The sequence below is a fragment of the Actinoplanes sp. HUAS TT8 genome (assembly GCF_051380535.1).
In the GTDB taxonomy this organism is placed as follows: Bacteria; Actinomycetota; Actinomycetes; order Mycobacteriales; family Micromonosporaceae; genus Actinoplanes.
This window is the reverse complement of the sequence record NZ_CP195646.1, coordinates 1853936-1878370: the sequence shown is the minus strand read 5'-3', so window position 1 is coordinate 1878370 and position 24435 is coordinate 1853936. Positions and strand designations below refer to the sequence as shown.

The 24435-nt window shown below is 70.1% G+C and carries 26 protein-coding genes; 13 read left to right on the top strand and 13 right to left on the bottom strand.

The features are described 5' to 3' along the window. Window positions 1–199: 199 nt before the first annotated feature. The 7 genes from ACSHV8_RS08335 to ACSHV8_RS08305 all read left to right on the top strand — a co-directional run bounded on the left by ACSHV8_RS08335 (window position 200) and on the right by ACSHV8_RS08305 (window position 6373). The gene (locus tag ACSHV8_RS08335; RefSeq protein WP_436531032.1) at window positions 200–1087 is read left to right on the top strand and encodes a carbohydrate kinase family protein; all 888 of its coding nucleotides are present in this window, start codon (window positions 200–202) and stop codon (window positions 1085–1087) included. Between the two features lie 12 nt (window positions 1088–1099). Then, entirely contained in the window at window positions 1100–1954 is an 855-nt protein-coding gene (gene sigJ, locus ACSHV8_RS08330; RefSeq protein ID WP_436531030.1) for an RNA polymerase sigma factor SigJ, read from the top strand. Between the two features lie 57 nt (window positions 1955–2011). Next, complete coding sequence (locus tag ACSHV8_RS08325; protein WP_436531029.1) at window positions 2012–2521, top strand: ribbon-helix-helix protein, CopG family; 510 nt, start codon at window positions 2012–2014, stop codon at window positions 2519–2521. 17 nt (window positions 2522–2538) lie between these two features. Continuing rightward, window positions 2539–3384 (top strand): DUF4097 family beta strand repeat-containing protein, encoded by an 846-nt coding sequence (locus ACSHV8_RS08320; protein WP_436531028.1) that lies wholly within the window; start codon window positions 2539–2541, stop codon window positions 3382–3384. An 80-nt stretch (window positions 3385–3464) separates the two neighbouring features. After that, window positions 3465–4418, top strand: a complete 954-nt coding sequence (locus ACSHV8_RS08315; protein ID WP_436531026.1) for an ATP-binding cassette domain-containing protein — start codon at window positions 3465–3467, stop codon at window positions 4416–4418. Continuing rightward, window positions 4415–5197: an ABC transporter permease gene (locus ACSHV8_RS08310; RefSeq protein ID WP_436531024.1), complete on the top strand. Its 783-nt coding sequence runs from the start codon at window positions 4415–4417 to the stop codon at window positions 5195–5197. Before ACSHV8_RS08315 ends, ACSHV8_RS08310 begins: the two co-directional genes overlap by 4 nt. 759 nt (window positions 5198–5956) lie before the next feature. Further along, complete coding sequence (locus ACSHV8_RS08305) at window positions 5957–6373, top strand: hypothetical protein (RefSeq protein WP_436531022.1); 417 nt, start codon at window positions 5957–5959, stop codon at window positions 6371–6373. 113 nt (window positions 6374–6486) lie between these two features. Here ACSHV8_RS08305 and ACSHV8_RS08300 read toward each other — a convergent pair whose 3' ends face one another. From ACSHV8_RS08300 to ACSHV8_RS08280, 5 genes are all read right to left on the bottom strand, one after another. Continuing rightward, window positions 6487–7308 (bottom strand): carbohydrate ABC transporter permease, encoded by an 822-nt coding sequence (locus tag ACSHV8_RS08300; protein WP_436531020.1) that lies wholly within the window; start codon window positions 7306–7308, stop codon window positions 6487–6489. After that, window positions 7308–8228 (bottom strand): carbohydrate ABC transporter permease, encoded by a 921-nt coding sequence (locus ACSHV8_RS08295; protein WP_436531019.1) that lies wholly within the window; start codon window positions 8226–8228, stop codon window positions 7308–7310. The genes ACSHV8_RS08300 and ACSHV8_RS08295 overlap by 1 nt, the downstream gene beginning before the upstream one ends. Then, complete coding sequence (locus tag ACSHV8_RS08290; protein WP_436531018.1) at window positions 8228–9526, bottom strand: ABC transporter substrate-binding protein; 1299 nt, start codon at window positions 9524–9526, stop codon at window positions 8228–8230. The genes ACSHV8_RS08295 and ACSHV8_RS08290 overlap by 1 nt, the downstream gene beginning before the upstream one ends. A gap of 48 nt (window positions 9527–9574) precedes the next feature. Continuing rightward, a complete protein-coding gene (locus ACSHV8_RS08285; protein ID WP_436531016.1) occupies window positions 9575–10456 on the bottom strand; it encodes an SIS domain-containing protein in 882 nt (293 codons plus the stop codon). Window positions 10457–10528: 72 nt separating this feature from the next. Then, window positions 10529–11824: an alpha-glucosidase/alpha-galactosidase gene (locus tag ACSHV8_RS08280; protein ID WP_436531014.1), complete on the bottom strand. Its 1296-nt coding sequence runs from the start codon at window positions 11822–11824 to the stop codon at window positions 10529–10531. Between the two features lie 97 nt (window positions 11825–11921). Between ACSHV8_RS08280 and ACSHV8_RS08275 the strand changes: the two genes are divergently transcribed. From ACSHV8_RS08275 to ACSHV8_RS08265, 3 genes are all read left to right on the top strand, one after another. Further along, a complete protein-coding gene (locus tag ACSHV8_RS08275) occupies window positions 11922–12695 on the top strand; it encodes a DeoR/GlpR family DNA-binding transcription regulator (RefSeq protein WP_436531012.1) in 774 nt (257 codons plus the stop codon). A gap of 274 nt (window positions 12696–12969) precedes the next feature. After that, window positions 12970–13122, top strand: coding sequence for a hypothetical protein (locus ACSHV8_RS08270; RefSeq protein WP_436531010.1), 153 nt, complete (start codon window positions 12970–12972; stop codon window positions 13120–13122). Next, the gene (locus ACSHV8_RS08265; RefSeq protein WP_436531008.1) at window positions 13119–13331 is read left to right on the top strand and encodes a hypothetical protein; all 213 of its coding nucleotides are present in this window, start codon (window positions 13119–13121) and stop codon (window positions 13329–13331) included. The genes ACSHV8_RS08270 and ACSHV8_RS08265 overlap by 4 nt, the downstream gene beginning before the upstream one ends. A gap of 32 nt (window positions 13332–13363) precedes the next feature. Here the strand turns inward: ACSHV8_RS08265 and ACSHV8_RS08260 are convergent, their stop codons facing one another. Both ACSHV8_RS08260 and ACSHV8_RS08255 read right to left on the bottom strand, forming a co-directional pair. Then, complete coding sequence (locus ACSHV8_RS08260) at window positions 13364–14281, bottom strand: hypothetical protein (protein ID WP_436531006.1); 918 nt, start codon at window positions 14279–14281, stop codon at window positions 13364–13366. 38 nt (window positions 14282–14319) lie between these two features. Continuing rightward, the gene (locus ACSHV8_RS08255) at window positions 14320–15081 is read right to left on the bottom strand and encodes a hypothetical protein (RefSeq protein ID WP_436531005.1); all 762 of its coding nucleotides are present in this window, start codon (window positions 15079–15081) and stop codon (window positions 14320–14322) included. A gap of 89 nt (window positions 15082–15170) precedes the next feature. Between ACSHV8_RS08255 and ACSHV8_RS08250 the strand changes: the two genes are divergently transcribed. Further along, entirely contained in the window at window positions 15171–16595 is a 1425-nt protein-coding gene (locus ACSHV8_RS08250) for an alpha/beta hydrolase (protein WP_436531003.1), read from the top strand. Here the strand turns inward: ACSHV8_RS08250 and ACSHV8_RS08245 are convergent. Beyond that, window positions 16579–17442, bottom strand: coding sequence for an LLM class flavin-dependent oxidoreductase (locus ACSHV8_RS08245; protein WP_436531001.1), 864 nt, complete (start codon window positions 17440–17442; stop codon window positions 16579–16581). The two genes, ACSHV8_RS08250 and ACSHV8_RS08245, sit on opposite strands and share 17 nt — an antisense overlap. Window positions 17443–17552: 110 nt before the next feature. Between ACSHV8_RS08245 and ACSHV8_RS08240 the strand changes: the two genes are divergently transcribed. Together ACSHV8_RS08240 and ACSHV8_RS08235 are read left to right on the top strand one after the other, a co-directional pair. Beyond that, window positions 17553–18728: a glycosyltransferase gene (locus ACSHV8_RS08240; protein WP_436530999.1), complete on the top strand. Its 1176-nt coding sequence runs from the start codon at window positions 17553–17555 to the stop codon at window positions 18726–18728. 4 nt (window positions 18729–18732) lie between these two features. Next, window positions 18733–19314 carry a TetR/AcrR family transcriptional regulator gene (locus ACSHV8_RS08235; RefSeq protein WP_436530997.1) on the top strand — a complete coding sequence of 194 codons (582 nt, stop codon included), beginning with the start codon at window positions 18733–18735 and terminating at the stop codon, window positions 19312–19314. On the opposite strand, the gene manD is transcribed toward ACSHV8_RS08235, so the two are convergent. Genes manD through ACSHV8_RS08210 form a run of 5 tightly spaced genes read right to left on the bottom strand, consistent with a single transcriptional unit; the run spans window position 19277 to window position 24420 of the window. Next, entirely contained in the window at window positions 19277–20467 is a 1191-nt protein-coding gene (gene manD / locus ACSHV8_RS08230; RefSeq protein ID WP_436530996.1) for a D-mannonate dehydratase ManD, read from the bottom strand. The two genes, ACSHV8_RS08235 and manD, sit on opposite strands and share 38 nt — an antisense overlap. After that, a complete protein-coding gene (locus tag ACSHV8_RS08225) occupies window positions 20464–21297 on the bottom strand; it encodes an ABC transporter permease (protein ID WP_436530994.1) in 834 nt (277 codons plus the stop codon). Before ACSHV8_RS08225 ends, manD begins: the two co-directional genes overlap by 4 nt. Then, the gene (locus tag ACSHV8_RS08220; protein ID WP_436530992.1) at window positions 21294–22181 is read right to left on the bottom strand and encodes an ABC transporter permease; all 888 of its coding nucleotides are present in this window, start codon (window positions 22179–22181) and stop codon (window positions 21294–21296) included. The genes ACSHV8_RS08225 and ACSHV8_RS08220 overlap by 4 nt, the downstream gene beginning before the upstream one ends. Further along, the gene (locus tag ACSHV8_RS08215; protein WP_436530990.1) at window positions 22178–23215 is read right to left on the bottom strand and encodes an ABC transporter ATP-binding protein; all 1038 of its coding nucleotides are present in this window, start codon (window positions 23213–23215) and stop codon (window positions 22178–22180) included. Before ACSHV8_RS08215 ends, ACSHV8_RS08220 begins: the two co-directional genes overlap by 4 nt. Beyond that, window positions 23212–24420: an ABC transporter substrate-binding protein gene (locus ACSHV8_RS08210; protein WP_436530988.1), complete on the bottom strand. Its 1209-nt coding sequence runs from the start codon at window positions 24418–24420 to the stop codon at window positions 23212–23214. Before ACSHV8_RS08210 ends, ACSHV8_RS08215 begins: the two co-directional genes overlap by 4 nt. Window positions 24421–24435 lie beyond the last annotated feature (15 nt).

Sequence of the window (24435 nt, the reverse complement as noted above, 5' to 3'; positions counted from 1 at the left end):
GGGCTTCCACGGAACGGAGGATCTGCCCCGCCTCGGGTCTCCACGGGAGGAGCCCTGGCGACCTGACTGCCGGACTGGCTACCGGCTGGGCGGCGATCGTTGGCTCGATTCCAACTGATCGAACGTGCATGTGTCAACCGTCGATCGTGCGCGTATGGTGCTCCCAAGTTGTCCATATGAACATCGGAGGGCAGCGCGTATGCGCGAGTTCGACGTGCTGGTGGTCGGCGACGCCAACCCGGATCTGCTGCTGCGCGGCGACGTCCGGCCGCGTTTCGGGCAGCAGGAGCAGCTGCTCACCGGCGCCGACCTGGTTCTCGGCGGGTCGGCGGCGATCACCGCGACCGGCTGCGCACGCCTGGGCCTGCGGACCGCGCTGCTCGCGGCCGTCGGCGACGACTTCTTCGGAGCGCTGGTGCGTGATCGGCTGGCGGCTCGTGACGTACATCTGATTGATCTTGATGGCGAAGGCATGCCGACCGGATTGACCGTCGTGCTGGTCGAGCCGGAGGACCGCGCGATGCTGACGCTGCCCGGCACGATCGCCGCGCTGCGGCCCGAGCACGTCACCGACGCGCTGCTCCGGCGCACCCGGCACGTCCACGTCGCGTCGCTCTACCTGCAGCCGGCACTCGCCGCGGGGCTGGCCGCGGTCTTCGCCCGCGCGCACGAGCTCGGCGTGACCACCTCGCTGGACACCAACTGGGATCCGGCCGAGCGCTGGGAGTGGGTGCCCGAGATCCTGCCGTACACCGATGTCTTCCTGCCCAACGCCGCCGAGCTGGAAGCGATCACCGCCGGTCAGGGCGCGGAGAAGCTGGGCACGACCGTGGTCATGAAGGACGGCGCGCGCGGCGCCCGGGCCTGGTGGCCGGGTGGCGAGTGCGCCGCGCCGGGCGTCCCGGTCGAGGTGGTCGACGCGGTCGGCGCCGGCGACAGCTTCAACGCCGGTTTTCTCGCCGCCCGCCTGACCGGCCGCGACGTCGAGGAGGCGGTGGCCTGGGCGGCGATCGCCGGTTCGCTGAGCACCCGCGCGGCCGGCGGCACCGAGGCCCAGGCCCGCCCGGAGGAGATCGACCGGCGTTAGTCTGAGCGGGTCATGGGGAGCCCGGAGCAGGAACGCCGCCAGCTGATCAACGTCGCCTACCGGCTGCTCGGGTCGCTGGCCGACGCCGAGGACGTGGTGCAGGAGACGTACGCCCGCTGGTATGCCATGTCCGGAACCGATCAGGCGGCGATCGACGTGCCGGGTGCGTGGCTGACCACGGTCGCCAGCCGGATCTGCCTCGACCAGCTGCGCTCGGCCCGGGTCCGCCGCGAACGCTACGTCGGTCAGTGGATCCCCGAGCCGGTCCCGGCCGCCCCGGACGCCGACCCGGCCGACCGGATCACCCTGGACGAGTCCGTGAGCATGGCGTTCCTGGTGGTCCTGGACGCGATGACGCCGGCCGAGCGGGTCGCGTTCATCCTGCACGACGTGTTCCGCTACTCGTTCGCCGAGGTGGCCGAGGTCGCCGGGCGCACACCGGCCGCGTGCCGCCGGCTGGCATCATCGGCCCGGCGCCGGATCGCCACGTCGGCCGTGCCCGCGTCGCCGGTCTCCGAGCAGGCCCGGGTGGTGCGCGACTTCAAACTGGCCTGGGAGTCCCGGGACATCGAGGCCCTGGTCGGCCTGCTCGACCCGGACGCGACGGTCGTCGCCGACGGCGGCGGCCTGGTCAGCGCGCTGCTCCACCCGGTCGAGGGCGGCAGGCAGGTCGCCCGGTTCGCGGTCGGGCTGGCCGAGCGCGCGCCCGGCCTGCGGCTGCTGGAGCGCACCGTGAACGGGCAGCCCGGCCTGGTCACCCAGCACGAGGGCGTCACGTCCGGGGTGATCGCCTTCGCGATCACCGGCGGCCGGGTCGTCCGGATGTGGGCCGTCCGCAACCCGGAGAAGCTGCGCCCCTGGCATTAATGCCACTCTGATGCCATGTGGTTGCACGTGGCATCACGGTGATGCCATAGTGGCGTCATGGAACTGCGCCCCTACATCGACGCCGTGCGTCACGAGCTCGCGCTCGCGGCCGCCACCGGCGGCGATGACGCCCGTGAGCTGGCCGACCGGCTGACCGCGCCGCTCGAATCGGCGATCCGGCTCGCCCTGCTCGACGCCCTCTCCGAGGCCGCCGCCGAGATCACCCGCGATCTGGCGCCGGGCTCGGTCGACCTGCGCCTGCGCAACCGTGAGCCGTCGTTCGTGGTCGCCCCGGCCCCGGCCGACGCCTGGACCGACCAGCCGACACCGACACCGGCACCGGCTCCCTCTCCGGCCCCCGGTGAGGACGAGGCCACCGTCCGGATCAGTCTGCGCCTCCCGGAGAACGTGAAGGCCCGGGTCGAGCAGGCCGCCGCCCGCGCCGGCGTCTCGATCAACACCTGGCTCATCCGCGCCGCGTCGGCCGCGGCCGACGGCGACACCCCCCGCCCCGCGGTCACCAACCCGGCCACCGGCGGCCAGCGCTACAGCGGCTGGGTCCGCTGACCACCGAGGAGATCACGATGCCCGTTTTCGACACCCCCGAACCCGTCTCCCTCTCCCTCGACGTCATCGCCGGGAACCTGACGGTGATCGCCGGCGACCGGCCGGACACCGTCGTCACCGTCCGGCCCGCCTTCGACGCCGCCGACCTGGACGTCAAGGCGGCCGAGGAGACCCGCGTCGACCTCGTCTCCGGCACCCTGACCGTGCGCGGGCCACGCCAGCCCGGCCTCGGCATCTTCGGCAAGGTCGGCACCGTCGAGGTGACCGTCGAACTGCCGGCCGGCTCCGGCGTCGACGCCAAACTCGGCATCGGCAACGCCCGCTGCACCGGCCCGCTCGGCGACTGCCGGCTGCGCAGCGGCGCCGGTGACCTGCAGGTCGAGCGGGCCGAGAAACTGTCCATGACCACCGGCATGGGCCTGGTCACGGCCGACACGGTCGGCGGCCGGGCCACCCTGACCACCGGCTCGGGCCGCCTCGAGGTCCGATCGGTCGCCGGGCCGGCCGAGCTCAACAACGGCAACGGCGAGACGTGGATCGGTCACGCCGGCGGCGAGCTGCGGGTCAAGTCGGCCAACGGTGACATCGGCGCCGACCACGCCGACAACGGGATCACCGCCAACACCGCCAACGGCAACATTCACGTACGGGAACTGGTCCGCGGCTCGGCCACCCTGCGCAGCGCGGCCGGCCGCATCGAGGTCGGCATCCGCCCCGGCACCGCCGCCCGCCTCGACGTGCACACCCACTACGGCAACGTCCGCAACGAGATGACCGCGACCGACGGTCCGGCCGAGTCCGACGAGCGGGCCGAGGTCCGCGCGCGCACGGCGTTCGGCGACATCCTGATCCACCGCTCCTGATCACCCCCGCTGCTCCCGGCCGTGGCGCGCCGGCCACGGCCGGCGATGCCCCATGCCCTTTTTCTCCCCCGGAGGAACAGATGACCACCACAGTCACCACCCGGCCGGCCGTCTCGGTGGCCGGCCTGAGCAAGTCGTTCGGCGACAAGACCGTCCTGGAGAAGATCGACCTGACCGTCACCGAGGGCACCGTGTTCGCCCTGCTCGGCCCGAACGGGGCCGGCAAGACCACGATGGTGCGGATCCTGGCCACCCTGCTCCCGCCGGACGGCGGCTCGATCCGGGTGGCCGGGCACGACCTGGCCCGCGACCCCGACGGGATCCGTGCCGCGATCGGCCTGACCGGCCAGTTCGCGGCCGTCGACCGGCTGCTCACGCTCCGGGAGAACCTGATCCTGATGGCGAGACTGCACCGGCTCGGCAAGACCGAGGGCGCCCGCCGGGTCGATCACCTGATCGAGCGCTTCGACCTCGGCGAGTCCGCGAACAAACCGGTCTCGCTGCTCTCCGGCGGCCAGCAGCGCCGCCTCGACCTGGCCATGACCCTGGTCGGCAACCCGAAGCTGATCTTCCTGGACGAGCCGACCACCGGCCTCGACCCGCGCAGCCGGCACACCATGTGGCAGATCGTGCGCGAACTGGTCGCCGAGGGCGTCACCGTCTTCCTCACCACCCAGTACCTCGACGAGGCGGACGAACTCGCCGACCGGATCGCCGTCATCGACCACGGCCGCATCGTCGTCGAGGGCACCCCCGACGAGCTCAAACGCCGCATCCCCGGCGGTCACCTGCAGCTGCGCTTCGCCGACCCGGCCGCTCTCGGCTCGGCCGCTCAGGTCCTCGACGTCCTGCACCGCGACGACGACGCGCTGACCCTGCAGATCGCCAGCGACGGCGGCGTCACCGCCCTGCGCACCGCGCTCGCCGCCCTCGACCGGGCCGGCATCGAACCCACCGACCTGTCCGTTCACACACCGGACCTGGACGACGTCTTCTTCGCCTTCACCGGCGCTTCCACCGAGGAGAAAAAATGACGACCCTGGCCCACACCATCACCGATTCCCGCACCATGTTCCAGCGGCAGCTGCTGCATCTGAAGCGATATCCGTCGCTCACCATCATGCTGATCGGCCTGCCGGTCATTTTCCTCCTGCTTTTCGTGTACGTGTTCGGCGGCACCCTCGGCGCCGGGCTGGGTGGCGGCCGTTCCGAATACGTGAACTACCTGACCCCCGGAATCCTCCTGTTCACCGTCGCCGGCGCGGTCGCCGGAACCGCCATCTCGATCGCCATGGACATGACCGAGGGAATCGTCGACCGTTTCCGGAGCATGGCCATCGCCCGCGCATCCCTGCTCACCGGGCACGTACTGGGCAGCCTCGTGCAGATCTTCATCGCCCTGCTCTTCGTCCTCGGCATCGCCCTGCTGATCGGCTTCCGCCCCGACGCCACCCCGATCGAATGGCTCGCCGTCCTCGGCATCCTGCTGGCCACGTCCTTCGCCCTGACCTGGCTCGCGGTCGCCCTGGGAATGGCCGCCGACAGCGTCGAAACGGCCAGCAACACCCCCATGTTCCTGAGCCTGCTGCCGTTCCTGGGCAGCGGTTTCGTCCCCACCGAGACGATGCCCCCAGGCCTGCGCCAATTCGCCGAATACCAGCCCTTCACCCCGGTCATCGAAACCCTGCGCGGCCTGCTGCTGGGCACCGGAATCGGCAACAGCGCCTGGATCACCCTGGCCTGGTGCGCCGCCATCTCGGTCCTCTCCTACCTCTGGGCCAAGCGTCGCTACAACCAAAAAGCCATTCGATAACCCCTTTTCCCGTACGTCGTCAGCCCGCGCCCCACACGACGTCATCTCCGCCCCTGGTGGGCCAGGCGCCACCGCCCCCGGCTGGTGCTCAGGGTCGTTTCAAGCCCCTTGAGACAACCCCCAGCACCAGCCGGAACCCGCCGGCTGCGGCGCTCGGTCCGGGGCTCCGGCTCGGCCCGGCCTCGACCACCACCGCACCGGCGACTCTTCCACGTCGATCCACATCGGCAGGTCGGGCAGCGGCACGTGGTCGAATCCCGCCACGCCCGCTCCCTCCAGAGCCGCTGGGCGTCCGGATCGCCGCCCCGTCGGCCAATACAAACAGCTCGCTCGGTGTATTCACGGCAGGCGGCGACCTGCGGGGCCAAGGGTGTCGAACAGGAACACCGCGACGTTGGCCGGCTCGGGCAGGCCGATGACGCCCAGCTACGGGTAGATCGCAGCCTGAGGGCCGCATTCCCGGGCTGATGTCAGGGGTGGACGTATACCGTCAGGAGGCCGGCGGGGCGGAAGCGAGGAGGCGGCGGACGGTTCGTGGGATGTAGGTCTTGCCGGTGAACTCCTCAGCCGCCACCCGTAGAGGGCGTTCGAAGCCGGTCGCCGGTCATCGAGGCTGACGTATCGGAATCTGGCGGCGAGTCCGATAATGGCCGGACGATGGTTGACGACGATCTGAGCGCGGTTCGACGCCGGCTTCCGCTGGGATCCCGGGTTCGGGGGACGGTCACCAGGTTCCCCGCCGGTGTGGGACAAGCCGGAATGACTGTCGACCTCGGCGATCCTGTTCCCGGCTGGGTGGACCTCCTGTGGCTTCCGGACGAACCTGAGCAGTGGCCGGCGGTCGGACGCAGCGGTTTCTTCGAGGTCATCCGGCACCGGGGACACGAGATTCGGTTGGAGCCGTTGGACGCCGGGATGCGCGGCCGACGTTGCCGATGGTGGCGATGCGGCGGCCCGCAGTGGGCGGCGGTCACGGCGCGTTGGCCGGTGGGTTCCCTGATCGAGGCGACGGTAGAAAGCGTCTCCCCGAACGACAGGCTGCTCGGAGTCCGATTCGCCGGCTGGTTCGAGTTCGTCGAGTATGAGGGCACTCCGCTCGAGCCGGGCGCACGGGTACACCTCAGGGTCGAGAGCCAGTCGGAGTGGACGCGCAGTTTCGTCCTGGCTCTTGTTTGACCGGGCCGGGGTGAAGCCGGGGAGCAGGTGGGTGCGGCTGGGCCCCGGGCTTCGGCGGCGGGTGCGTTCGTGAGACGGCGGGACCGGGCTGCCGCCGTACGGCGAAATTGTTTTCAGCCTTTGAGGCCGCTGAAGGTCATGGTGGCGATGAAGCGGCGCTGGGCCAGCAGGAACGCCAGGATCAGGGGCATTGTCGCCAGGACGTTGCCGGCCATCAACTGGGACCATTCGGTGTGGCGCGTGCCCTGGAAGGTGGCCAGGCCGACCTGGAGGGTGAACCGGCTGTCGTCGGAGATGGCGATGAGCGGCCAGAGCAGGTCGTTCCAGCTGGAGAGCAGGGTGAAGACGGCCAGGGTGGCCAGGGCGGGCCGGGCCAGCGGCAGCACGATGCTGCGGAACGTGCGCCAGCGTCCGCAGCCGTCGATCAGGGCCGCTTCCTCCAGTTCGGCCGGCAGGGACAGGAAGAACTGGCGCATCAGGAAGATCCCGAAGGCCGAGGCCAGCCACGGGACGAACGCCGCGGCCAGGGTGTCGACGATGCCGATGCGGGCGAACATGAGGTACGTCGGGATCATCAGCAACTGGATCGGGATCATGACGGTGGCGACGACGACCACGAACGCGACGCCGCGGCCGGCGAACTTGAGGCGGGCGAAGCCGTAGCCGGCGGTGGAGCAGAGGACCAGGTGCGCGACGACCGAGACGGCGGCGACGATGACCGAGTTGAGCAGCCAGCGCGGCGCGTTCGTCTCGGAGAGCAGCGCGTGCCAGCCCTCCAGGTGCAGTGACGTCGGGATCAGTTTCGGCGGGAACTGGTTGATCTCCGCGTTGGACATGAACGACGTGAGAACCATTTGGACCAGCGGGAGTACGAACAGCAACGCCAGTGGCATGAGCAGCAGATGCCACGGGCTGAACGGGAGTTTCCGCAGCATTAGAAGACCTCCGAACCGCGCCGGCGGCTGTACCAGATGATGCCGAGGGTGAGCAGCAGGGTCACCACGAAAAGCAGATAGGCGGCGGCCGCGCCGTACCCGAGTCGCTGGGTCTGGAATGCCAATTCGTAGATGTAGTAGACGACCGTCTGGGTGCTGTTCAGCGGCCCGCCGCGCGTCGTCGTGTAGATCAGGTCGAACAGTTGCACCGCGGTGATCGTCTGCCAGACCGCCGCGAACACCGTCACCGGCCGCAGCTCCGGCAGCGTGACGTGCCGGAACACGCGCCACCGGCCGGCGCCGTCCATGGTCGCGGCCTCCACGAGCTCTTTCGGGATGTCCTGCAGCGCGGCCAGGTAGATGACGGTGGTGAATCCGACCTCGCCCCAGAGCGCGATCAGCACGATCACGTAGAGGGCCTGGGACGGGCTCTCCAGGAATTGCTGCTGCGGGATCCCGAGGTGACGCAGCACGTCGTTGGCCGCGCCGAACTGCGGGTTGAACACGAACGAGGCGAGAATGCCGGTGGCCGCGGCCGAGGCCACGTACGGCACGAAGATGCACGTGCGATAGAAACCGATGAGCCGGATCCGCTGATTGAGCGCGATCGCCACCACGATGCCGAGCACGATCGACAACGGCACGAATAGCGCGGTCAGCAACAGGGTGTGCCGGGCCGCGGCGAGCATGTCGGGGTCGTGCGCGAGTTGCTGGTAATTGCGCCAGCCGACCGGGACACCGGCCGTGATGCCGTTCCACTTGGCGCGCGAGATGAAGAACGCCCACACGGCCGGAAAGAGCGAGAGTCCGACAACGATCAGGGTCGCCGGTCCGACGAAGGCCCAGCCGGTCACGTGGCGCCGGGCCTTCGGGCGGGGCACCCGGACGGGCCGGGCAACCGCGAACGTGAGTGCCGCCATCAATTCACCAACGCGCTCTCGGACTTCTTGGCGGCGGCGTCCAGCGCCTGTTTCGGCGTCGATTTTCCTTGGAGTACGGAGGCGATCGCGTCACCGACGTTGCGGGACATCTCCTCGTAGCCGGGCACGGTCGGGCGGGCCTGTTTGGCGTTGGCCAGATTGGCGAAGAACTTGTCGCCGCCCGGGTACTCCTTCACGTAGTTCGTGAATTCCGGGGTGGTCGACTCGGTGGTCCGCAGGGGCAGGTTGCCGACCGCCAGATTCCACTTGGCGTCGACGGCCGAGCTGGTCAGCCACGAGATGAAGTCGCGCGAGGCGCCGGCCCGGTTCGCGTCGCCGTGGTCGAACAGGACCCACAGATCCGGGCCGGAAACGGTCTGGTGATCGCCGTTGACGCCCGGGAGGTCGGCCACGCCGTACGAGAGCTTGGCCTCTTTCAGTTCGAGCAGGGCCCACGGGCCGGAGATCATCATGCCGATGCGCCCGCTGTTGAACAGTCGCCAGTAGCGCTCGTCGGTCTGGTCCAGGTACATCGACTTGTCGTCGACGGCCATCTGCCGCAGGGTCTCCAGGGCTTTCACGCCGGCCTCGGAGTTGAAGGCCGGTTTGTTGCCGTCGAGGATCTTTCCGCCGTTCTGCCAGAGAAGCGGCCACAGGTGCCAGGTGGTGTCCTCGCTGCCCGAAACCGAATAGGCCGTTCCGTAGGTGTTGGTGGCCGGGTCGGTCAGTTTTTTGGCGGCGTTCCGGAAGTCCTCCCACGACCATTGATCGGTCGGATAGGCGAGCCCGGCCTTGTCGAACAACGGCTTGTTGTAGAGGAGCGCGAGGTTGTCGACGAGCGCCGGAACACCGATCACCTTGCCGCCGGTGGTCGCGGTCAGCCGCGCGGCCTCCGGGATCTCCGCCCACTTGAACGCCGGGTCCTGAACGAAAGCGGTCAGGTCCTGGGTCTTGCCGCTGGCCCCGAGCTCACCGGCCCAGCTGCCGTAGGCGTACGAGACGTCCGGATAGGTGCCGCCGGTGAAACCGGCCGACAGCTTGGTGAGCAGGTCGTCGGTGGTCGGCGCCCCGGACGAGGTTTTGACCGTGACGTTCGGGTGGGCGGTGTGGTACTCGGCCGCCAGGTTCTCGGCGACCTTCTCGGCCTCCTCGCTCTGGCCCGTCCACCAGGTGATCTCGACGGTGGCCTTCGGGTCGTAGCCGGCCGCCGAGTCCTTGCCGGGTTCCGTGGTTCCGCCCATGCAGGCGGTCAGCAATAGGAGGGCGGCCGCGCCGCCTGTGAACAATCCGGGTCTCATGTCAGGACACCTCCGCGGCAACAGTGGCGGTTCAGGTGAGGACGAATTTCAGGCAAGGACGACGGAGCGGGTGAGCAATCTCGGACTGTCGGGGTCGAGGCCGCGGTGGGCGGCCAGGGCCAGGGCGAAACGCTGGGCGAGGACCAGCTGCGCGATCGGGTCGAGATCGTCGCGGTGCACCGTGGCGCCGGCCGCGCGCGCCACGTCGTCGAGCTCGGCCGGCACGTCGCCGAACGACCAGATCAGGCTGCGCGGCCCGGCTACCGCGACCGGCCCGTGCCGGAAATCCATCGCCGGGTACGACTCGGAGTAGGCCTGGGCCGCCTCGCGGACCTTCAGCGCCGCCTCGTGAGCGACGCCGACGGTCCATCCGGTGCCGAGGAACACCAGGTGATCGATGTCGGCGGGGTCGGCCGGCAGCGCCGCGGCGAGAGCGGTGTCCCCGTCGGCCACGATCGGATCAAGATCCTTTTTCCCGTACGTCGTCCGCGCCAGAGTCAGCACGGAGGTCGGGAACCGGGTCTGCACGACACTGGCCTCGTCCGCGAAGTCCAGCCGGAGCTGGGCATCGGTCAGGTCGTCCACGGGCTCCCCGTGGACGGCCGTGATCGCGATCCGGCGGGTGCCCGCGGGCACCTGTCGCAACGCGTCGAGGACCTCGGTCGACGTGCCCGAGCGGGTGATCGCGACGACCCGATCATAGCGGCGGCGCGGCACGTACTCGGACGCGCAGACCGCGTCGGTCTCGCCGAGGCCCGCACTCTCGCGCAGCTCGGCGATGCTCTGCGCGACGAACCACGACGTGCCGCAGCCGAGCAGCAGCATCCGTTCCCCGGGGGCGGCCAGTTCGTCCCGGGCCGGGGAGGCGAGCGACGTGGTTCGCCGCCACATCTCGGGCTGGCTGGCGACCTCGGCGAGCGTGTTATTCATGCTCGTGGATTATGCTCGTTTGTGCTCGCTTTACAAGATGCGCGCATCAAATGAACATTCTGGGTTGCGCGTTCAGGCGCGCAGGCTCTCCGGCATCAGGTCGCCGTGGGCGGCGGTGAGCTCGTCGCACAGCTCCCAGATGGCGTCGACGGTCAGCGTGGCGGCCGTGTTCGGGTCGACCATCGCCGCCTGCCGGACCATGCGCGGATCCCCGTCGAGCGCCGCGCGAACGGTCAACTCGCCCACGCTGACGAACGCGCGGTTGAGCGCGGCGCACGGGAGAGGGAGATCGCCGACCCGCTCGGGGGTCAGGCCATGCGCTCCGACGTTGCACGGGACCTCCACCGCGTACGCGGAAGGGAGGTTGTCGATGAGTCCGGAATTGATCACGTTGGCGTGGATGCGGCGCGGCGTGCCGGTGACCATGCTGTGGATCACCTGCGGGGCGTACTCGGTGGCCTCGCGGGTCAGATCGAGCGGTTCGCCGGCCAGCAGGCCGCGGCGCGTGGTGTGGTAATCCTCCACGTTCTCGGCGCTGATGCGCAGGTAGTCGCCGATCGGGATGCGAAGACGGTCGATCTCCTGGTCGTGCCGGAGGTACCACGGCACGTACTCGGAGGAGTGCTCGCTGGTCTCGGTCGGGAAGTAGCCGATCCGCCGGTACATGTCCATCCGTACGCGTCGGCGCAGTTGAAAATCCTGGTCGAGCAGCGCGTCGAGCCTCGGGTAGAGCGACTCCCCTCGATGCTCGAACTGCAGCAGCCAGGCCTGGTGGTTGACCCCGGCGCCGGTGTAGTCGACCTCCTCGTGCGGGATCCCGAGCAGCCCGGCCAGGTCGTGCACGGTCCAGAAGACCGAGTGGCAGAGCCCGGCGACGTGGAGATCGGGGGCGATCGCGCCGAGGTAGGCGACGTTCATCGCCATCGGATTGGTGTAGTTGAGCAGCCACGCGTCCGGGCAGATCGCGCGCATGTCGGCGGCGATCCCGTCCAGCACCGGGAACGTCCGCAGCGCCCGGAAGATCCCGCCGACGCCGAGCGTGTCCGCGATCGTCTGCCGCAACCCGTACTTGGCCGGGATCTGGAAGTCACGCACGGTGGCCGGATACATGCCGACCTGGATCGCGTTGATCACGAAGTCGGCTTTCTCCAGGGCCTTGCGCCGGTCGAGGTGAACGGTCACTTTCGGACTTGCGCCGAGCTGTTGCGCGGTCCGGCGAGCGATCAGCTCGGCCGTCTCCAGCCGCTCGGGGTCGATGTCGTGCAGGGCCAGGGTGACGCCGCGTAACTCGTCGAAGGAGAGGATGTCCGCCAGCAGCTCACGGGTGAACACCACACTTCCGGCGCCCAGGAATGCGATCACGGTCATGGAAAGGAGTTTCGGACCACATGCACGGTCGTGCAAGGATCGCTCGGAAACGAACTATATTGATTGCGCGTTTGATCAGTCGTCCTCGGAAGGTTCCATGTCGTCTCTGCGTCGCGCCGACCGTGTGTCGGCCATCCTCGAACGGGTCACCGCCACCGGCTCGGTCGACGCCGGCACTTTAGCCGACGAATTCGCCGTCTCCGCCGCCACCATCCGGCGTGACCTGCAGATCCTTGAGGACCAGCGGTTGCTCTCCCGCACCCACGGCGGCGCCGTCGCCGTCGACGTGGCCTACGAGCTGCCGGTCCGCTACCGCACCGGGCAACACCGCGAAGAAAAAACCCTCATCGCGCGTACGGTGTCCAACCTGCTCCCGAAGGGCCCGCTGACGCTCGGCCTCACCGGCGGCACCACCACGCTCCTGCTCGCCCGCCTGCTCGCCGAGCGCGTCGACCTGACCGTCGTCACCAACGCCCTCAACATCGCGGCCGAGCTGGCCCTGCGCCCCCGCCTCAAACTGATCATGACGGGCGGGGTGTCCCGCACCCAGTCGTACGAGCTGGTCGGCCCGATCGCCGACCAGGCCCTGCAAGGCCTCAACATGGCCGTCGCCGTCGTCGGCGTCGACGGCATCAGCGCCCGCGGCGGCCTCACCACCCACGACGAGATCGAGGCCAACACCAACGCCACCATGATCCGCCGGGCCGACCGCGTCATCGTCGTCGCCGACGGCTCCAAGGTCGGCAAGGTCTGCCTGGCCGGCATCTGCCCGGTCACCGACGTCGCCACCCTGGTCACCGACGCCAGCGCCGACCCGTCGGCCCTCGACGCCATCCGCCGCACCGGCACCGAGGTCCTCATCGCCACCTGACCGGGCGTCAGCCGGCCCTTTTGTCGTACGGCGGGGGCATGATGCCGTCGTGGCATGGACACCCCTGCTGCCGGAGCCCGGTGACGAACCGCCGGGCCTCCGGCCACCCTCCCACGACGACTGGTTCTGGCAGAACTCCCCGCCTGGACGCCCTGGCCTACGTCATCACCGTCGCCGGCACCCGTGCGACCGGCGTCAAAACGGGCCATCCGTCCCTGGCCTCCCGACATCCGACGGCCGCGCGTACCTGCTGCCCGGCTTCATCGCGGCCTCGATGACCGGCGAGGAACTGACCGGCTTCGAGCGTCCCGTGCAACTCGTGGCCGAGGAGGTCACCGACAAGACCGGAATCCCACGAACCGTCCGCCGGCTCCTCGCCGAGCTCTACGGAACAGCCCTCACCCCGTCAGCGAGAGAGCCCGTGTGACATTCAGCGGCCTCAAGGAGATGTGCGTACGCGCGGCCCGCCAGCGGCAGGGCGACGGCACGGCACAACTGCTCGAAGCCCTGGCCGAACCCATGCCCGGCGTCCGCCACCAATACCTGCTGACCGCCCCCGACGGCAACGCCGCAACGGTCTACACGTCGAACAGCGTCCGTCCCGCCGGCCGCCTGGCGGTCTTCGTCCGCCCCTGACACCAACCCGGGGATTCGGCCCTCAGGATCGGCTAGATCTGGTAGGCGGACGGGGCGATGCTGGTGGCTGCTGTGCCCGGGGTCCGGGCCAGGATGCCGAGCCCCTCGACGGTGGAGGTGCTTCGCTGGACGCCTCCGACGATGTCGATGCTCATCTCGGCGGCGACTGTGCGGGCGGTGCACGCGAACGAGAAGTCGGAGAATGCCTCTTCCATGTCCGGGTCCGAGCGCATCTTCTCCGGGCCGCCGGTGACGCCCAGGGCGTCGAGGTGACGGCGCTCGACGGGCAGGGGGTGGCCGATCGCCCAGACCGGGTCGGTCTCGCTGTACCGCCGGACGGTGCGGCCGGCTTGCGCGATCAGCCAGTCCGACTCGTCGCCGTACTCGGTGACGGAGTAGGCGTGCGCCTCGCCGTACCGGCTGCTTAGCTGCTCGACCAGGTGGCGGACCGCGTCGCCTCGTTCGTCTCTTTGCGGATCGCACCATCCACCGGCGACGACGGTCCACCCGTTCAACTGCGGTGTGACGAAGACCGGACCGTCGCTCCCGTCGGAGACCACCGTGTTGGCCAGGGCGAACGTTGCCGGCCGGATCGGGGTCAGCCCGAGAGCGGCCATGATGCCGCGCTGATCGCCGCCCCGGACGCACATCCACGCGTCCCAGCAGAGGCTGATGTTCAGGAACGGTTCCGAGGGCGCCTTGATACGCACGAGACGTTCGGCCGCGGCCAGGTCGGCCGGGTGCAGGCCCACCTCGCCGGCGATGGTGACCAACACTTCGAGCGCGGCGGCGCGCAGCCGGCCGGGGCCGTGCCGCCGGATCCGCTGCAGCTCAGGAACGATCGCTGGTCCTCGCCTGGTGAGCCGTAATACGAGAGTTCGACGATCGCTCGCCGGGCAGCTACGGAGTTGGCTGAGTTCGGACTCGATGTCGGCGTCGCTGTCCTTCACCCGGTCTTTCTACCGGCCGGTCGCCACGAGGGCCGGGTTCACCAGGTCAGGGCTTGCGGCACCCAGCGGTCGCCGAGCAGGCTGTTCAGCACGGTGAGGACGACGCCGAGCAGGAAGGCGGCGAGGAGGCCGAGCACCAGGCCGAACCAGCCGCGGTCCCGGGACGCGCCGGCGCGGGTTACGCGGGACCACGGTCGGCCCGGCTGTTCCGCGGGGCGGGCCGACCGTGACCAGGGGCGGTCCCGCAGGAGCCAGAAGATCACCCCCAGGCCGAGCGGGGCGAGTGACGTCAGCCAGAACCAGAACCACCGGGTGCCGAGCACCGGCGCCGGTCCGGCGATGATGACGACCAGGACGGCCAGGGCCAGGACGGCCGCGGCGCCGGTGGCCCACGGGCCGGGGGCCTCGACGGAACCGGATCGGTTTTCGAGGCCGGCCGCCTGCAGCTGCTGGGCGAGGCCGGCCGCGCCCGGGCCGGAGTAGCCGTCGACCGCGACGGTCGTGGTGACCTGGTCGAAGGATTCCGTGTCGGCCCAGCGGACCCGGCCGTCGGCGGTGCGCCACGCGAACGTCGGGCCCGGTTGGCCCGAGGACAGCAGGGTGGCGGCGGCGAACCAGACGAACCGCGAGTTCGAGTCCCACGTGTCGCCCCACTGGTACACGGTCAGGCTCTTGTCGGCGATCGCGGCCCGGGCCTCGTCGTAGCCGACCTGCCGGGGTGCGGTCCACCAGCTTCCGGCCGCGGCGAGCAGCCACAACACCAGCAGGGCCACACGAAGCACACGCCAGACCACGGTCATGATCACATAGTGTCAGTGGGGTTGACCCGACCATCGGCGGGGAGCCAGCTCTATCGACCCCGGGTGATCGGGGGGCCAGGCTCGATCGTATGAAAACGGTCTTGATCGCTGCTCTTCTCAGCGCCGGTACCACGGTTCCGGCCGCTCCGCCCGGCCTCGACTGGACGGCCTGCGCCACCGGCGGGCGGCAGGAGTGCTCGACCCTGTCGGTCCCGGTCGACTATGCCCGGCCCGAGGGGCCGCACCTTGCGCTTGCGGTGTCGCGGATCCGGACGGCCACGCCGGAATCGCGTCGAGGGGTGCTGGTGCTCATCCCGGGTGGGCCGGGGAATTCCGGCTTGAACCGGCCGAGCGCCTACCTGGGCAAGCTCCCCCAGTCCGTTCTTGATCGCTACGACCTCGTCTCGTTCGACCCGCGCGGGGTCGGCGCCAGCACGCCGGTCTCCTGCGACCTGCAGAGTGCCGACATCACGCAGACCGGGATTCTGCCGTGGCCGGGGCCGGGCGGGAGCATCGAAACCAACGTGGCCTGGGCTCGACGGGCGGCCAAAGCCTGCGCGGAGAACGGCGGGGCGGTCTACGACAGCATCAGCACCCGGAACGAGGCCCGCGATCTGGACGCGATCCGGCGTGCGCTCGGCGAGCCGCGGATCTCCTACTGGGGTGTGTCCTACGGGACCTACGTGGGTGCCGTCTACGCCACGATGTTCCCGGCGCGGACCGACCGCGTGGTGCTCGACAGCAACGACGACCCCGACCCTGACCTGGTGGAACGCGGCTGGGCGGCCAACTACGCGATCGGGGTCGAGGACCGGTTCCCGGACTTCGCGGCCTGGGCCGCCGCCCGGGACGGGCAGTATCACCTGGGAACCGACGTGCGCGGCACCTACCTGAGGCTCGCCGAACGCCTGGATGCCGCGCCGCTGCCCTGGCCGGGCGCGAACCCGCCGGTGCTGGACGGCAACACCCTGCGGGCGAATCTGCTCAACGGGTTGTACTCGGACGCGCGGTTCCCGCAGCTGGCCGGGCTGATGAGCGCCGCCCTGGCCGGCGGGCCGCTCCCGGCGACGACGGCGGCGCCCGAGGCGGCGCTGCAGAACACGTTCGCGGTGCTCGACGCGACGATCTGCCATGACGTGAGCTGGCCGCGGGACGTCCGGGCGTATGCCGCCGGGGTGGCCGCGGACCGGCGGGCCCACCCGTTGACCGCGGGGATGCCGGTCAACATCTACACCTGCGCGTTCGCGCCCGCGCCGGAGGAGCCGCCGGTCCGGGTCACGCCGCGCGGGCCGTCGAACGTGCTGCTCGTGCAGAATCTGCGGGACCCGGCCACGCCGTACGGGAAAGCCTTGAATTTGCGGTTGGCTCTTGGGGATCGGGCCCGGATGGTGAGTGTGGACGCCGGCGGTCACGGCTCCTACCTGGAGAACGGCAACGCGTGCGGGGACGCGTGGGTGACCACGTTCCTGGCCGACGGCGTCCGGCCGGCGCGCGACGTCACCTGTTGGCGCTGATCACCTCGTCGGCCAGCCAGCGGGCGACGCCCTGCGGGTAGGGGTCGGGCACGCTGAGGACGAAGTGCTGGAAACCGGCGTCGAGGGCTTCCGCGATCTTGACGCGGGTCGCGGCCGGGTCGTCGTAGGAGACGCCCAGGTGGATCGAGCGGGTGATCTCGGCCGGGTCGCGGCCGATCTTCTCGCAGTAGCGGTCCAGCAGCGCACTCCGGGCGGCCAGGTCCTCGATCGGGCCGCCGCCCGGGATGTTCCACAGGTCGGCGTGGCGGGCGACGATGCGCAGGGTGGCCGACGCCCGTCCGCCGATCATGATGGGCGGGTACGGCCGCTGCACCGGCTTGGGGTTCCCGAAAGCCCCCTTGACCTGCACGTACGTGCCGTCGAAGTCGAACGGCTCGGGTGACGTCCACAGTCGTTTGATCACGGTCAGACCCTCGTCGAGGCTGCCGACGGCGTGATCGACGTCGTGGAACGGCAGGCCGTGCGCGGTGTACTCGCGCAGGGCGAGGGGGTGCCCCGGGCGTGATCCGACGCCGATCCCGAAGTCGAGGCGGCCCCCGGAGACGACGTCGACCGTGGTGGCAATCTTGGCGAGCACGGCCGGCGGGCGGAAACGGTTGCTGGTCACCAGCAGGCCGAGGCGCAGCCGCCGGGTCCGGGCGGCCAGCGCGGAGAGCAGCGTCCAGCCCTCCAGGATCGGGCCGCCGGGGTCGCCGCCGATCGGCATGAGGTGATCGAAGAGCCAGGCGTGCCCGATCTCCGGCACGGCGTCGGCCTCCTCCCAGACTCGCAGGATGTCCTGGTAGTCGACCTGTTGGGGCGCGGTCATGATCCCGTACGTGGGCATGGTTCTCCTGACGACAGAAAGCGGAACGCGGTTCCGTCTAACTATACGGAACTGCGTTCCGCTTCGCTACGTCATGGCGCGACTACTAGGATCGTAGTAGCTTGGCGGCCATGGCCATCGTGACGATCGTGACGATCGGGACACGCGGCGACGTCGTGCCGTACACCGCCCTCGGCGCCGCCCTCACCGCGACCGGCGACCGGGTGACGGTCGCGACCCACGCCTCGCTCCGCCGGTTCGTGGACGAGGCCGGCCTCGGCTTCGCCGCCCTGCCGGTCGAGTTCGGCGACGGCCCGCTCAGCTCGGCCCGCCTCACCAGCACCCTGGTCGCCCACTGGCCGCAGATCGGGCGGGCGATCGCGGCCCCGGCCCGCGACGCCGACCTGCTGCTGCTCGCCCCGATGGGCCTGCTCGGCTACCACGTCGCCGAGGCGCGCGGGATCCCGAGCATGGGCGCGTTCCTGCAGCCGCTCGAACCGACCCGCGCGTTCCCGCCACTGATCCTGACCACGAACTCGCTCGGCGGCCGGGGCAACCGGGCCGCCGGCCGGGCGTTCCGGTTGCTCGGGCAGCTCCCGTTCGCCCGCGCGACCGCCGCGTTCCGCGCCGAGCTGGGCCTGGCACCGCTGGGCCCGCGGGCGATGTTCCGGCGGATGGAGCGGGAGCGATGGCCGGCGGTGTACGGCGTCAGCCCCACGGTCGTACCGCCGCCGGACGACTGGCCGGCGCACCGTCCGATGACCGGCTACTGGTGGCCGCCGGCCGGAACCGGTCTCTCCGAGCGGTTGCGGACGTTCCTGGACGACGGCGAGCCGCCGATCTTCATCGGCTTCGGCAGCATGACCGCCCCCGGGTCGGCCGATGCCGTCCGTGGTGCGCTGAAACACCTCGGCCGGCGGGCCGTCGTTCAACGGGGGGCGGCGGGCCTGTCGGCCGAGGGCAGAAACGTGCTGGTCATCGACGAGGAGCCGCACGCCTGGCTGTTCCCGCGCACGGCGGTGGTGGTCCATCACGGCGGGGCCGGGACGACCGCCGCGGCGTTGCGGGCGGGCGTCCCGTCGGTGGCCGTGCCGTTCACGGCCGACCAGCCGTTCTGGGGAGAGCGGATCGCCGCATTGGACTCCGGTCCACGGCCCGTGCCGATGCGGGGCCTCACGCCGAGGCGGCTGGCCCAGGCGATCGAGGAGGCGCCGGCCTTCCGGCCGGGCGCCGCGGCGGTGGCCCGGCGGCTCGCTGTCGAGGACGGGCCGGGTGCGGCGGTCGCCGAGATCCGGAAAGTAGGGTGACCGGGTGCCGCACCCCACCGCCGTCCGCATCGCCGACGCGGCCCTGCAGGTCATCGGGACCGGCGGCCTGCACGCGCTCAGTCACGCCCGGGTCGACGTCACCGCCGGGCTCCCGCCCGGCTCGACCTCGAACTATTTCCGCACCCGGGCCCGGCTGGTCGACGGCGCGATCGAGCGCCTTCGGCAGCTCGACGCGGAAAGTTACGCGATGCGGCTCGCCGCCGGCTTCCCCGGGGAGATGTCCGAGCTCATTCGCGCGTACGCCGATTTCGTCGACGACGCCACGAGTGTGTCCCGGGTCCGGACGGCGGCGCGGTTCGTCATCTTCGCCCAGGGCGTGGTCGAGCCGTCCCTGTTGGAGCAGCTCAACGCCGACCGCGGGCTCCTGGTCGACTGGACGGCGGCCGCCCTGACGTCGCTCGGCGTCCCGGAGGCTCGGCGGGTCGCGCCGCTCGTGCTGGCCGGTGTCGAGGGTCTCCTCCAGCATCGCCTCTCGGGTTTCTCCTCGGGCCCGGCCGGGCCCGACGTCGAGCGCCTGATCACCGGCCTCACCAGCTGTGCAGGGTCCCGTCGGTCAGGCGGTTGACCGGCAGCGAGGCCGGACGGTACGGATAGCGGGCGGCCAGGTCCTCGTCGATGTCGACGCCCAGGCCCGGGGTTTCGGACGGGTGCAGGTAGCCGCCCTCGAAGTGGTAGCCGTGCGGGAAGACCGCGTCCGTCTCCGGGGTGTGGGGCATGTACTCCTGGAGGCCGAAGTTGGGGATGGTGATGTCCACGTGCAGGGCCGCGGCCAGGCAGATCGGGGACAGGTCGGTGGCGCCGTGCGAGCCGCTGCGGACGTGGTGCAGCGCGGCCAGGTCGAAGATGCGCCGCAGGTGGGTGATGCCGCCGGCGTGTACGACGGTGGCGCGGATGTAGTCGATGAGCTGGGACGTGATGAGTTCCTGGCAGTCCCAGATCGTGTTGAACACCTCGCCGACCGCGAGGGGTGTCGTGGTGTGCTGCCGGATCAGGCGGAAGCCGTCCTGGAGTTCGGCCGGGACCGGGTCCTCCAACCAGGTCAGGGCGTAGGGCTCCAGGCTGCGGCCGAGGCGGGCGGCTTCAATCGGGGTGAGCCGGTGGTGGACGTCGTGCAGCAACTTCAAGGTCGGCCCGAATTCGGCGCGGACGTCGGCGAAGACGCGCGGGATGTGGTCGAGGTAGAGCGAGGTGTCCCAGACCGCCTCCGAAGGGACCGCTGAGGAGGCGGGTTCGTAGGTCTCCCCCGGCTTGCCGACTCCGTAGACCGACGGGAGGCCGGGTATGGAAGCCTGGACTCGGACGGCACGATAGCCTTGGGCCATAAATCGTGAAATGTCCGAGACATCGTTGGCGTGACCATAAACGGTCACGCCCTCCCGCGACCGTCCGCCGAGCAACTGATACACCGGCAGGCCGGCCACTTTCCCCTTGATGTCCCAGAGCGCGGTGTCCACGGCAGCGATGGCCGTCATGGTCACGGGCCCCCGCCGCCAGTAGGAACCCTTGTACAGGTACTGCCAGGTGTCCTCGATGCGCGCCGGATCCCGCCCGATCAGCGCCGGAACCACATGCTCGCTCAAGTAGGCGGCCACCGCGAGCTCGCGCCCGTTCAGGGTCGCGTCGCCCACCCCGTACACGCCCTCGGAAGTGACGATCTTCAAGGTCACGAAGTTGCGGCCCGGGCATGTCACGATCACCCGGGCCTCGACGATTCTCACTCGGGTTCCTCTTTCACCCGGGCGACCAGCTGGGTCGGATTCACGAAACGCAGCGCCACCACGAGCAGGACCAGCATCATCACGCAGTAGATGACGGCCATCGCGTCGACCGACTGCTGGGCCCGGATCCCGGCCGCCGACATCGAGTAGAACAGGGCCACGACCAGGGTCTGCGAGTCCGGCCCGGCGGTCAGGAAGGTCAGCTCGAACATGCCGACGGTGCGGACCACGACCAGGATCGAGGCGGCCAGGATCCCGGGGACCAGCAGCGGGGCGAGGATCGAGGTGAACACGTGCCGGGTGCGGGCGCCGCACATGCGGGCCGCGCGCTCGACCGACGGGTCGATCTGCTCGATGAACGGGGTCATCGTGAGGATCACGAACGGGACCGACGGGACCAGGTTGGCCAGGACGACGCCGGAGAGGTGACCGGCCAGGCCGTACTTGTAGAGGACGGTGGCCAGCGGGATCCCGTACGTGATGGGTGGCATGAGAATCGGCAGCAGGAAGAGCAGGTAGACGAGGCGGCTGCCCGGGAAGCGGCGACGGGCGAGCACGTACGCCGCGGGCACGCCGATCAGGACGGAGATGCCGGCCACGAGCAGGCAGACCACGAGCGTGACGGTGAGGACCGGCAGCAGCGTGAAGTCCGTCCAGGCCTGGCCGTACCACTGGGTGGTGAACGCCTCCGGCAGCCACGTGTCGAACCATCGCACGCCGAACGAGTTGACGACGACCGAGCCGATCACGCCGGCCAGCCCGATGAAGAAGATGACGACGAGCCCCCACACCAGCCACGCGCCCGGGCTGGCCACGATCCGCCGTCTCATCCCTTGCCTCCCGCCGTCGAACCGGTGTAAAGCAGGCTCCGCAGGCCGAGGACGATGCTGATGACCAGCAGTTCGACCGCGCCCATGACGATCGCCGCGGCCGACGCGGCCGCGTAGTCGTAGTGCACGTAGGCCGCCTCGTAGGCCGCGATGCTGATCACCCGGGTGCTGCCGGACGGGTCGCCGACCAGGATGGCCGACGGGAAGACGCTGAACGCGAGCACGAACGTGAGGCAGAACGTGGTGGCCAGCCCGGGCGCGAGCAGCGGCAGCGTGATCCGGAAGAACCGCTGCGCCCAGCCCGCGCCCAGGGTCGCCGCGGCCCGTTCCAGGCTCGGATCGATGCCGGACAGGTAGGAGAGGACGAGCAGGAACGCGAACGGGAACCCGGTGATGATCAGCGAGAAGAACACACCCCAGTAGTTGTGGGTGAGCGTGACCGGCTGATCGACGATGTTCAGGCTGAGCAACGCCCGGTTGAGCCAGCCGGTCGGGCCGAGGAAGTTGAGCAGGCCCTCGGCGGTGAGCACGGTACCGAGCGTGATCGGCACGACCAGGATCGTCGTGAGCAGGCGTTTTCCACGGAAACGGCCGCGCATCCGGTAGGCGATCGGCACCGCCGCCAGGACGTTGAACAGGGCCGCGGGCAGGGCGATGGCCAGGGTCGTGGTGATCGTGTCCCGCTGGTAGGCGTCGCTGAAGAACGCGCGGTAGGCGGCGAGCGCCCCGCCCTGCGCGGGCTGCAGGGACAGCGCGATGCCGTAGCCGAACGGGTAGATGAACAGGGCGACCACGAACACCGTGGCCGGGACCAGGAGCAGCAGTTGCGGGTCGATGCCGCGCTCGGCGAGACGGTGCCGGACGGCCAGGGCGGGGGCGGTCATGCCGGGAACACCAGAAGCCGCTCGGGCGGGAACGAGACGAGCACCTTGTCACCCGGGGCCAGGTGCTCCGACGTGCGCAGATGCAGGTGCAGGCCGTCGGCGGTGCGGGCCTCGGCGGCGAACTCGCGGCCGTGGTACTCGACGACCTCGACGGTCACCTCGACGCCACCGGGTCCCAGGACGATGTCCTCGGGGCGGATCGCGGCGACGACCGGATCGCCGTCGCTGAGGGAGCCGACGGGCGTGCCCGCCGTCCGTACCCCCCAATTGTTGATCTTGACGAACGAACCGGAGACGAGGCCGGGCAGCAGGTTGCGGAAACCCAGGAAATCGGCGACGTGCCGGTTCGCGGGGCGCGTGTGGACCTCCGACGGCGTGCCGATCTGCTGCACGCGCCCGTCCCGCAGCACGACCAGACGGTCGGCCATGGACAGCGCCTCCTCCTGGTCGTGCGTGACGTACACCGTGGTCAGGCCCAGGTTCTGGTGCAGCCGGCGGATCTCGGTGCGCATCTCCAGGCGCAGTTTCGCATCGAGGTTGCTCAGCGGCTCGTCCATCAGGACGAGCGACGGTTCGACGACGACGGCCCGCGCGATGGCGACGCGCTGCTGCTGGCCGCCGGAGAGTTGCCCGGGCAGTTTGCCGGCGTGTTCCTCCAGGTGGACCAGCTTGATCGCCTCGTCGGTCCGGCGCCGCGTCTCGGCCCGGTTCACGCCGCGCATCTTCAGACCGAAAGCGACATTCTTGTGTACGGACATGTGCGGGAAGAGCGCGTAGTTCTGGAACACCATCCCGAATCCACGGCGCTCCGGCGGCAGGACGTCCAGGCGGGTCCCGTCCCGCCAGATGCTGCCGTCGCTGAGCGGGAGCAGCCCGGCCAGGCAGTTCAGCGCGGTCGACTTGCCGCAGCCGGACGGCCCGAGCAGCGCGATGAACTCGCCGCGCCGGATCTCCAGGTCGAGCCCGGTCAGGGCGTCCGCACCGGCGAACCGGCGGGTCACCCCGTCCAGGCGCAGCGTCTCGAACGTCGTCATTTCTTGACCTTGGAGCCGCCGACCTCGCGGTCCCAGCGGTCGAACGCGGCGACCAGGGCTTTCGCCTCCAGGGGGACCTCGATCGGGTTGTCGGCGATCAGCTGGGTGTACTCGGGCCGCCCGTAGTCCTTGATCGCCTGCTGGCTCTCGGGCGGCGCCATCTCGATGGTCACGCCGTCGACCGCCGGGCCCGGGTAGAAGTAGCCCTTGTCGTACGCCTTGGCCTGCTGTTCCGGGGTGAGCATCCAGGCCAGCAGGTTGAGGACCGCGGACTGCTTGTCGGTCGAGACGCCCTTGGGCACGACGGCGTAGTGCGCGTCGGTCACCCAGTGGAAGCCGTCGAGCGTGCCGACCTGGGCCTCCTTGGGCACGGTCCCGAGCACGCGCGGGTTGATGTCCCAGCCGGTCGTCGACGCGATGATCTTCGCCGAGCCGTTGGCCAGGTTCTTCATCGTCTCGCTGGTGGTCGACGGGTAGAGCGTGATCGACTCGCCCAGCTGCTTGAGGTAGTCCCAGGTCTTGGCCCAGCCGTTGACCGGGTCCTTCGGGTCCGAGTCGCCGAGCAGGTAGGGCAGGCCCATCAGCAGCGTGCGGCCCGGCCCGGAGTTGGACGGGCGGGCGTACTGCACCGCGCCCGGATTGGCCTTGGCGAAGGTGAGCAGGTCGGCCGCGCTCTTCGGCGGACTCGGCACCTTGGACGGCAGGTATTCGATCAGGGGCCCCGACGGGTAGTACGTCACGGTGACACCCTCGTTGCCGGCCAGCTTCTGCATCGCGGCCGCGCCGGCCAGGTATTTTTCCATTCCGGAAAGACGATTCGCGTACGTGGGCAGCAGCGCGACCCACAATTGCTGCTCGATGCCGGCGGCCAGTCCGTCCACCCCGGTCAGCACCAGGTCGATGTCCACCCGGTTGGCCGCCTGCTGGGCCTTGATCTTGCCGACCAGTTCCGGAGCGGTCGCCTTGGTGTAGGTGACCCGCTCGACGACGCCGCCGTTCTTGGCCACGAAGTCGTCGATCATGCCCTGGGTGAGCTGCAGGTTCCCGGCCACGTCGAGCACGTTGAGGGTGACCGCCTTGGCCGGCTTGTCCGGGACCGGGCCGGTGGCGCTGGTCGCCGGGTTGTTGTTGTCGGGCGGGCTGCAGGCGGCGACCGTGACGGCGGCGGCGGTGAGCGTGATGAACTGGCGGCGACTGGGCGACATGGGTGGATCCCTTCT